Origin of the sequence: Streptomyces sp. BR123 (assembly GCF_013401435.1) — a bacterium.
Lineage (GTDB): Bacteria > Actinomycetota > Actinomycetes > Streptomycetales > Streptomycetaceae > Streptomyces.
The window spans coordinates 1-8,669 of the sequence record NZ_JACBGN010000297.1; the positions used below are offsets into that span (position 1 = coordinate 1).

At 73.4% G+C, this 8,669-nt stretch carries 8 protein-coding genes; 5 read left to right on the forward strand and 3 right to left on the reverse strand.

The window, feature by feature from the left end; all coding sequences use genetic code 11:
- Positions 1-42 precede the first annotated feature (42 nt).
- Together HYE82_RS30345 and HYE82_RS30350 are read right to left on the reverse strand one after the other, a co-directional pair.
- Positions 43-543, reverse strand: a complete 501-nt coding sequence (locus HYE82_RS30345; protein WP_179177402.1) for a DinB family protein — start codon at positions 541-543, stop codon at positions 43-45.
- A gap of 129 nt (positions 544-672) precedes the next feature.
- Positions 673-1,482: a GNAT family N-acetyltransferase gene (locus tag HYE82_RS30350; protein WP_179177406.1), complete on the reverse strand. Its 810-nt coding sequence runs from the start codon at positions 1,480-1,482 to the stop codon at positions 673-675.
- Positions 1,483-1,542: 60 nt separating this feature from the next.
- On the opposite strand from HYE82_RS30350, the gene HYE82_RS30355 reads away from it, so the two are divergent.
- From HYE82_RS30355 to HYE82_RS30375, 5 genes are all read left to right on the forward strand, one after another.
- On the forward strand, positions 1,543-1,932 hold the full coding sequence (locus HYE82_RS30355; RefSeq protein WP_179177403.1) for a signal peptidase I: 390 nt from the start codon (positions 1,543-1,545) through the stop codon (positions 1,930-1,932).
- Positions 1,933-2,145: 213 nt separating this feature from the next.
- Positions 2,146-4,395, forward strand: coding sequence for an MMPL family transporter (locus HYE82_RS30360; RefSeq protein WP_179177404.1), 2,250 nt, complete (start codon positions 2,146-2,148; stop codon positions 4,393-4,395).
- A gap of 39 nt (positions 4,396-4,434) precedes the next feature.
- Entirely contained in the window at positions 4,435-4,989 is a 555-nt protein-coding gene (locus HYE82_RS30365; RefSeq protein WP_179177405.1) for a GNAT family N-acetyltransferase, read from the forward strand.
- Positions 4,990-5,158: 169 nt separating this feature from the next.
- Positions 5,159-5,356, forward strand: coding sequence for a hypothetical protein (locus HYE82_RS30370; RefSeq protein WP_179177401.1), 198 nt, complete (start codon positions 5,159-5,161; stop codon positions 5,354-5,356).
- Positions 5,357-5,436: 80 nt separating this feature from the next.
- Complete coding sequence (locus HYE82_RS30375; RefSeq protein ID WP_179177407.1) at positions 5,437-8,508, forward strand: helix-turn-helix transcriptional regulator; 3,072 nt, start codon at positions 5,437-5,439, stop codon at positions 8,506-8,508.
- Here HYE82_RS30375 and HYE82_RS30380 read toward each other — a convergent pair.
- Positions 8,471-8,669 (reverse strand): DUF6191 domain-containing protein (locus HYE82_RS30380; RefSeq protein ID WP_218783240.1); only part of this gene is annotated, 199 nt, incomplete at its 5' end. The genes HYE82_RS30375 and HYE82_RS30380 overlap by 38 nt on opposite strands.

Consider the following 8,669-nt stretch of genomic DNA (forward strand, 5'->3'; position numbering starts at 1 on the left):
AAATATAGGGGGTGGGGTGGGTGGACCCGGCCGGGCGGGACGTCAGGCGCCGGTCGTCCCGTCGACGGCCTCCCGCAGGAAGTCGGCATGGCCGTTGTGCCGGGCGTACTCGTGGATCAGGTGCAGCATGATCAGGCGCAGCGAGGCCTCCTTCCTCCAGCTCTTCACGTACGCCGTCACGTCGAGGGACTCCGCTGCGGCCTCGATGCGCCGGGCGTGCGCCACCTCCGCCTCCCAGGCGGTGAAGGCTTCCTCGCGGGTGGCGCCGGCGGCGTCGTAGGCGGCCTGGAAGTCGTACCGGTCGGACCAGACGTGGGGGACGTCCTCGCCGGCCAGCGTGCGCCGGAACCAGTGCCGCTCCACCTCGGCCATGTGCCGGACCAGGCCCAGCAGGGACAGCGTGGACGGCGGCATCGAGGGGCGGCGCAGCTCCTCGTCCGTCAGCCCCTCGCACTTCCAGGCGAGGGTGGCGCGGTGGTAGTCGAGATAGGCGCGCAGGGTCTCGCGCTCGCCGCCGGTCAGGGGTGGGGAGATCCGTTCCATGGCGTGATCCTTTCGTGCCGCGGGGCTGCGGGAAGGCCCCCGGTCCGGCGAGCGGGTGCAGCTGCGCAGGCCGGAGGCCAGGCGGGCCCGCAGCCGTACGGGGCTGCGGGCTGTTCGGGCCCGGGGGGGCTATGCGGGGCCGGGGCCGTGACCGGGTTCCCATGTGTACGGGACGGTCCGGCCCAGTGCCTCGAAGCCCAGGCGCTGCAGGATCGGGCGGCTGTCCTCCGACGCGTCCACGTGGAGCCGGAGGATCCCGCGCTCCGCGGCAATCCTGGCCCGGTGGACGACCAGCAGGCGGTACAGGCCCCTGCCCCGCCACTCGGGAAGGGTGCCGCCGCCCCACAGGCCCGCGAACGAGCAGCCGGGGCGCATCTCCATCCGGGCCGCGCTCACCGGGGTGTCCCCGGCCATCGCCACGACCGCCGCCAGCTTCTCCGGCTCGTCCCGCAGCAGCGTGAGCAGCAGCTCCCGGATGCGGGGCCGGTGCGTTCCGAACGCCTTCGCGTGGACGTCCATCATCAACTCCACGCCGGCCTCGTCCTCCACCGCGCGCAGGGTGATCCCCTCCGGTGGCTCGACCGGCAGCGCGGCCAGCTCGCCCACCCGGCCCACGAGCACGGTCTCGGCCGGCTCCGGCACGAAGCCCGCCGCCCGCAGCCGCGCCCCGAGGTCCGCCGGACGGTCGTGGCAGTACAGCTTCCACTCGAACCCGGACCCGCGGCCCCCGAAGTACGCCACCTGCGCCGCGATCTCCGCGTCCGCGGTGTCCTCGTCGAGGTCCGACCAGAGCACGCCGTTCCATCCCTGCCTGGGGGCGGTCTGCCGCACCACGGCACCCGCCCGCTCCACCCGGGCCCGCGCCGTGTCCGGGGCCGCGTCACGCCGCAGCTCCCGGTCGTACTCCGCCCGCGCCCGCACCAGTTCATCAGGATCCATCGCCACGGGGGCAGCCGACCACCGGCCCGCGGCCCCGCGCAACTGCATTAGCCTCACCCCGTGACCGACGTCTACATCCACACCGGCAAGGCCACCCCCGACGCCGCCGCTGACCGAGGCTGGCTCCTCGGCCACTTCAAGGACCCCGCCGACCCGCGCCACAGCAAGGACGTGGAGATCAAGTGGGGCGTCCATCCGAAGGGCGACGAGCGGGCGCAGTGGACGACCGGGGAGGAGCGCACCGCCCTCCTGGTCCTCATCAGCGGACGCTTCCGGATGGACTTCCCGGGCAGCAGCGTCGTCCTCGACGAGCAGGGGGACTACGTGGTCTGGGGCCGGGGAGTCGACCACTCCTGGTACGCGGAGGAGGAGTCGGTGGTCCTGACGGTCCGCTGGCCCTCCGTCCCGGGCTACCGCATCGACGAACCCGGCGGCCCGCCCGCCGGCTGATCCGCGCCGAGCCCCTCCGCCGTTCCTCCGCCCTGTGATGATGCACACGAAACGGGCCAACGATCACGAAACGCTGCGATCGTAACGTGGCACCATCTCGGCCCGAGCCCGGAGCAACCCTCCCGGGCCCTCGGCCTTGCCTTCACGAGTTCCAGCGTTCTTTGCGTCGGGCGGCCTCCCGGTAAAGATCCGAACCCTCAGGGAGCACGTCCCTTGGCAGCAATCGCACGGTGGTGCATGCGGCACCGACTGGTGGCCGTCCTGATCTGGCTGCTCGCACTCGGCGGGACCGCCACGGCAGCCGTCACCGCCGGAACGGCGTTCTCCAACGACTACGAGGTCCCCGGCACCGAGTCCAGCCGGGCCCACGCACTCCTGCGCGAGGGCTTCCCCGGCCAGGGCGGCGACACCGACACCGTGGTCTGGCGGACCCCAGACCACCAGACGGCCCGCACCCCCGCCGTCGAGGAACGCATGACCCGGGCCCTCGCCGCCATCGCGGAGCTGCCCGGCGTCGGTTCGGTCGGCAGCCCGTACGGCCCCGGCCCCGAGAGCGCCGCCCGGATCAGCGCCGACGGGCGCACCGCGTACGCCGTGGTGTCCTTCGACCGGCCGGCCGACGCCGTGCCCAAGGCGCAGGCCGAGGCCGTCGTCGACGCCGCCAAGAACCCGACCACCGAGGCGGACGGCCTCCAGGTCGAGCTCGGCGGCCGGGCCATCGGCCTGACCGAGGCGCCCACCGCCCACCTCGCCGAGGCCATCGGCGTGGCCGTCGCCGCCCTGGTCCTCTTCCTCGCCTTCGGCTCGCTCGCCGCGAGCATGCTTCCCATCGCGACCGCCCTGGTCAGCGTCGGCACCGCCTACTTCGGCATCACCCTGCTCGGGCACACCATGGCGGTCGCCGACTTCGCCCCCATGCTCGGCACCCTCGTCGGACTCGGCGTCGGCATCGACTACGCGCTGTTCATCGTCACCAGACACCGCAAGGCGCTCAAACGCGGCGTTGCCGTCCACGAGGCGGCCGAACAAGCGGTCGCCACCACCGGCCGGGCGGTCGTCTTCGCCGGCGCGACCGTCTGCATCGCCCTGCTCGGCATGCTGGTCCTGCGGCTGAACTTCCTGGGCGGCGTCGCGATAGCCGCCTCCCTCACCGTGGTCCTCACCGTCGCCGCCTCGGTGACGCTGCTGCCCGCCCTGCTGTCGTACATCGGCATGCGCGCCCTCTCGCGCCGTGAGCGCCGCAGGCTCGCCGAGCACGGCCCGCAGCCCGAGCTGCCCACCGGGTTCGCCGCCCGCTGGTCCGCCTTCGTCGAACGGCACCCCAAACTCCTCGGCCTGGTGGCCGCACTGGTCATGGCAGGGCTGGCACTGCCCACCCTCTCCCTCCACCTGGGCACCTCCGACCAGGGCAACAACCCGGAGACCTCCACCACCCGGAAGGCCTACGACCTGCTCGCCGACGGCTTCGGCCCCGGCGTGAACGGCCCGCTCTCGGTCGTCGCCCGCCTCGACGGGGCCGGCGACCGGCTCGCCGTGGAGAACCTGGCCGAGTCGCTCCGCTCGACCGAAGGCGTCGCCTCCGCCGGGCCGGCCGTCTTCAACCGCGGCGGCGACACCGCCGTGGTGACCGTCATACCCGACTCGTCCCCGCAGTCCCGGGCCACCAGCGACCTCGTCACCGAGCTGCGCGAGGACGTCATCCCGCGCGCCGCGCACGGCAGCACCATGGAGGTCCACGTCGGCGGCGTGACCGCCGGCTACGACGACTTCGCCGACGTCATCGTCGGCAAGCTGCCCCTTTTCGTCGGGGTGGTCATCGCCCTCGGCTGCATCCTGCTCCTGCTGGCCTTCCGGTCCATCGGGATCCCCCTCAAGGCCGCGGCCATGAACGTCGCGGCCGTCGCCTCCTCCTTCGGCGTCGTCATCGCGATCTTCCAGTGGGGCTGGGGGAGCGAGCCGATGGGACTGGGCAGCGCCGGCCCCATCGAGCCCTTCCTGCCGGTGATCATGGTGTCGGTCCTCTTCGGGCTCTCCATGGACTACCAGGTCTTCCTGGTCAGCCGGATGTACGAGGAGTGGCTGGAGACCGGCGACAACCGGCGGGCCGTCCGCGTCGGCCTCGCCGAGACCAGCCGGGTCATCAACTCGGCCGCGGTCATCATGATCTCCGTCTTCCTCGCCTTCGTGCTCAGCGGCGACCGGATCATCGCGATGTTCGGCATCGCTCTCGCCGCGGCCGTGGCACTCGACGCGTTCGTCCTGCGCACCCTCCTCGTCCCCGCTCTGATGCACCTCCTCGGCGGCGCCAACTGGTGGCTGCCCGCCTGGTTGGACCGCGCGCTGCCCAAGATCAGTATTGAGCCGCCGGATTCCCTCCGGCATGCGACACTTCCCGCGCAGCGGACCGGCGCGGAAGCCGCCAGGAGCGAGGACGGCGCCGAGCCCGCTGCGCCCTCCCGGTGATCCGGCAACCCGCCGCACGAGACCCAAGGACGTAGCCGCATGTTCTCGATACCCCTCGCCGACGACGCCCACCTCTTCCCCCTGGAGGCCTGGCACGCGGAGGAGTTCCTGACTCACATGGACCGCGGCCGGGAGTACATCGGGGAGCACATCGCCCTGGCGGACGCCGTCACGGACCTCGACACGGCGCGCGGGTTCCTGTCCGCCTACGCGCAGAAGACGGCCGCCGACGGCGGACGCATCTACGGCATCCGGGTCGGGGGCACCCTCGTCGGCGGCGTCCTGTTCCGTACCTTCGACGCCCAGACCGGGACCTGCGAGGTCGGCTGCTGGCTGGAGCCGACAGCCGCCGGCCGGGGACTGGTGACCAAGGCCTGCCGCGTACTGCTCGACTGGGCCTTCCACGAGCGCGGCATGCACCGCGCCGAGTGGTACGCCTCCTCCGCCAACAAGAAGAGCCTCGCCGTCGCCGAGCGCCTCGGCATGACCCGTGAGGGCGTCCTGCGGCAGAACCATCCCCACCACGGGGTCCGCCAGGACACCGAGGTCTGGGCGGTCCTGGCCCACGAATGGCCCCCGGCCCCGGCGGCCTGACCCGCGCCGCCACCGGCGGAAGCCCGGCCCGGCGCCCCGCCTGAGCAGGCGCCGCCTCCGCATGAGGCCCCCCGCCTCCGGCCTAAGGACCCCCCTCCCGCGCAGATGCGGCATGCGCCCGATGCGCCGGCACCCCCTGGGAAGCGAAGCTCGGACCACACCGGACAGCGTGTCCGCAGACACCACCAGGGAGAACGGGATGTTCGAGTACGAGATGGCCGCCGCCCGCAGCGCCGACCTCATCCGCGAGGCCGACCGGTACCGCCGGATCCGCGAGGCCAAGGAGGCCCACCGCGCCTCCTCGCGCAGCCAGGACCATGAAGGGCCGGTGAACAGAGACCGGAGCCGCTTCGTCCGCGCCGCGTGAACGGCGCCGCCCTCCGCGGCGGCCGGCGCACCGGCCGCGGCACGGCGATATCGGGTGCCGCCGACCAGGACTCCTGTGCGATGCTCGGCGGCGTGGAGAGCAGAACCGTCAGCCCGGTGTTCGTCGGCCGAGCCGACGAACTGGCCGTCCTCACCGACGCTTTGGGGCGCGCCGCCGACCGGGAGCCCCAGGCGCTGCTCATCGGGGGAGAGGCCGGAGTCGGCAAGACCCGCCTCACCGAGGAGTTCCTCGGCGAGGCGGCCCGCAGCGGCGCCGTGGTCGCCGTCGGAGGCTGTGTCGAAATCGGGGCGGAGGGGCTTCCCTTCGCCCCGTTCTCGACGGCCCTGCGCACCCTGAACCGGCTGCTCCCCGGCGAGTTGGCGGCCGCGGGCGCCGGCCAGGAGGGTGAACTCGCCCGGATCCTGCCCGAACTCGGCGACACCCCCCGCGGCCCCCACGACGAGGAAAGCACCGCCCGGCTCTTCGAGTTGACGGCCCGGATGCTGGAGCGGCTCGCCGCCGACCGCACCGTCGTCCTCGTCCTGGAAGACCTGCACTGGGCCGACACCTCCACCCGGCACCTGCTGTCCTACCTGTTCCGCACGCTCACCAGCGGTCGCCTGGTCCTCGTCGCCACCTACCGCGCGGACGACGTCCACCGCCGCCACCCGCTGCGGCCGCTCCTCGCCGAACTGGACCGGCTGCGCACCGTCCAGCGCATCGAACTGCCCCGCTTCAACCGGGCCGAGGTGCGCCGCCAGCTCGCCGGAATCCTCGCCCAGGAGCCCGACGAGGCCTTCGTGGACTCGGTGTTCGACCGCTCCGACGGCAACGCCTTCTTCGTCGAGGAACTCGCCGCCTGCCCGGAGAGCAGCTGCCGGGCCGGCCTGACCGAGTCCCTGCGCGATCTGCTCCTCGTCCGCGTCGAGGTCCTGCCCGACGACGCCCAGCGCGTGGTGCGCCTCGTCGCGGAGGGCGGATCCACCGTGGAGTACCCCCTGCTGCTCGCCGTGGCCGGGCTCAGCGAGGACGAACTCATCGAGGCCCTGCGGGCCGCCGTCGGCGCCAACATCCTCCTCGCCACCCCCGACGGGGACGGCTACCGCTTCAGGCACTCGTTGGTCCGCGAGGCCGTCAGCGACGACCTGCTGCCCGGCGAGCGCTCCCGCGTGAACCGGCGCTACGCCGAGGCCCTGGAGGCCGACGACACGCTGATCCGCGCCGAGGAGCGGGTCATCCGGCGCGCCAGCTACTGGTACTACGCCAACGACCCCGCCAAGGCCCTGCCCGCCGTGCTCGCCGCCTCGGTGGCCGCCCGCCTCCGGCACGCCTACTCCGAGCAGCTGCGGCTGCTGGAGCGGGCCCTCGACCTGTGGGAGAGCGCCCCCGAAGAGGTCCGCGAGACCCTGCGCCCCGCCGACTACACCGAGGTCTACCCGCCCTGCGGCTGCGACCCGGTGGCCACCCCGCTCCAGCGGCTCGACCTGCTCGCCGAGGCCGCCGTCGCCGCCCGCTTCGGCGGCGAACGCGAACGCGCCCTGAAGATCACCAAGACGGCCCTGCGGCTGCTGGAGGAGGAGGGCGACCCGCTGCGCGCGGCCTGGTTCTGGACCGAGCGCTCCCGGCTGGTCTCCAGCCTGGCCCGCGGCGACGGCTGGGACGAACTCGCCAGGGCGCAGGAACTCGTCAAGGGGCTGCCCCCGTCCCAGGTGCACGCCGAAGTCCTGGTCCGGGCCGCGGGCTGGGGCATGCTCCACAGCCCCGGCCCCGACAACCTCGACGCCGCCGAACGCGCCGTCGCCTACGCACGCATGATCGGCGCCGAGGAGATCGAGCTCAACGCCCGGATCACCGTCGGCGCCCTGCTCACCGACGCAGGCGATCCCGAACGCGGCCTCGCCGAGATGCATGCGGTCAAGGAGCGGGCCACCCGGCTCGGCCTCGCCATGCTTGCTGGACGTGCACATATCAATCTTTCCTCTCAGCTGGAAGGCATGGGCCGCTCCCGCGAGGCCGTGGAACTGGCCGAGGAAGGGGCCCGAGTGGTCAAGAAGCCACGCCTGCTGGACACCGAGGCGTGGATCAGCGGCAACATGGCGGAGAGCCTCTACAGCCTCGGCCGCTGGGACGAGGCAGCCGAAGCAGCCCTGCGCACCCTGCGCGTCGGCCAGAGCGCGGCCCCGCGCGGATCGGCCTCCGCACGGTTGTCCCACCTCGCCCTCGCACGCGGCGAACTGGCCGAGGCGGCGAGCCAACTCGCTGCGGCACACGCCCACTTCGGAACCCACGACGCCCAGCCCCAGCACCGCATACCGCTGTTCCGCCTCGCCATCGGCATCGCCGCGGCGGAGGGCCGCATCGCCGACGTCCGCGCGGAGACCGCCGCCGCGATCGACTACGGCTTCCCGCTCGGGCAGCACCGCTACGCCTGGCCGCTGCTGCTCGCCGCCGCCTCCGCCGAGGCGGACGCCCGGGGACTGCCCGTCGCCGACGCCGGACGCGAAGCCGCCCTGGCCACCCTGCGTGCGGCCGCCCGCACCCTGGCCACCCCCGTGCCCGTGTGGGTCGCGCACGCCGAGTTCTTCCGCGCCGAGCTGCTGCGCGCCGAGGCCGGGGACACCGTCGCCCGCTGGGCCGAGGTGGAGGAGGCCGTCCGCCCGCTGGAGCGACCGTACCTGCTGGCCCGCGCCCGCCACAGGCTCGCCGAGGCGATGCTGGCCGCCGGCGGCGACCGGGAGCCGGCGACCGCCCTGCTCCGCGAGGCCTACGCCACCGCCGGGCAGCTCGGCGCACGCCGACTGCGCGAGGACCTGTCGCTGCTCGCCCAGCGCGCACGACTCCCGCTCACCACGGCCGAGACCCCCGCGGCCGGCACCCCCGCGACCAAACCTGCCCCGGACACCGACCCCGTCGAGGCCCTGGGCCTGACCAGCCGCGAACGCGACGTCCTGCAGCTGGTCGCGGCGGGCCACAGCAACCGCCAGATCGCCGAGGAACTCTTCATCTCCCCGAAGACGGCCAGCGTGCACGTGTCGAACATCCTGGCCAAGCTGGGCGTCGCCGGCCGGGGCGAGGCGGCCGCCCTCGCGCACCGGCTGCGCCTGTTCGAGCCCGTCACGGCTGCGGCGGGGGCTCCTCCTCGACGCGTATGACCACCTTCCCGGAATCCAGGTCCACGGGACCCCGCCCCGGATCGCCGTCGTTCACGTCGGTCCGCGACAGCTCCAGCCGCCTGCGCTCCTCATCCGTGTGCTTGCGCCCCGGATTGAAGAGCTCCTCGAACATGTTGAACACCGTGCCCACCCCTCCTGCC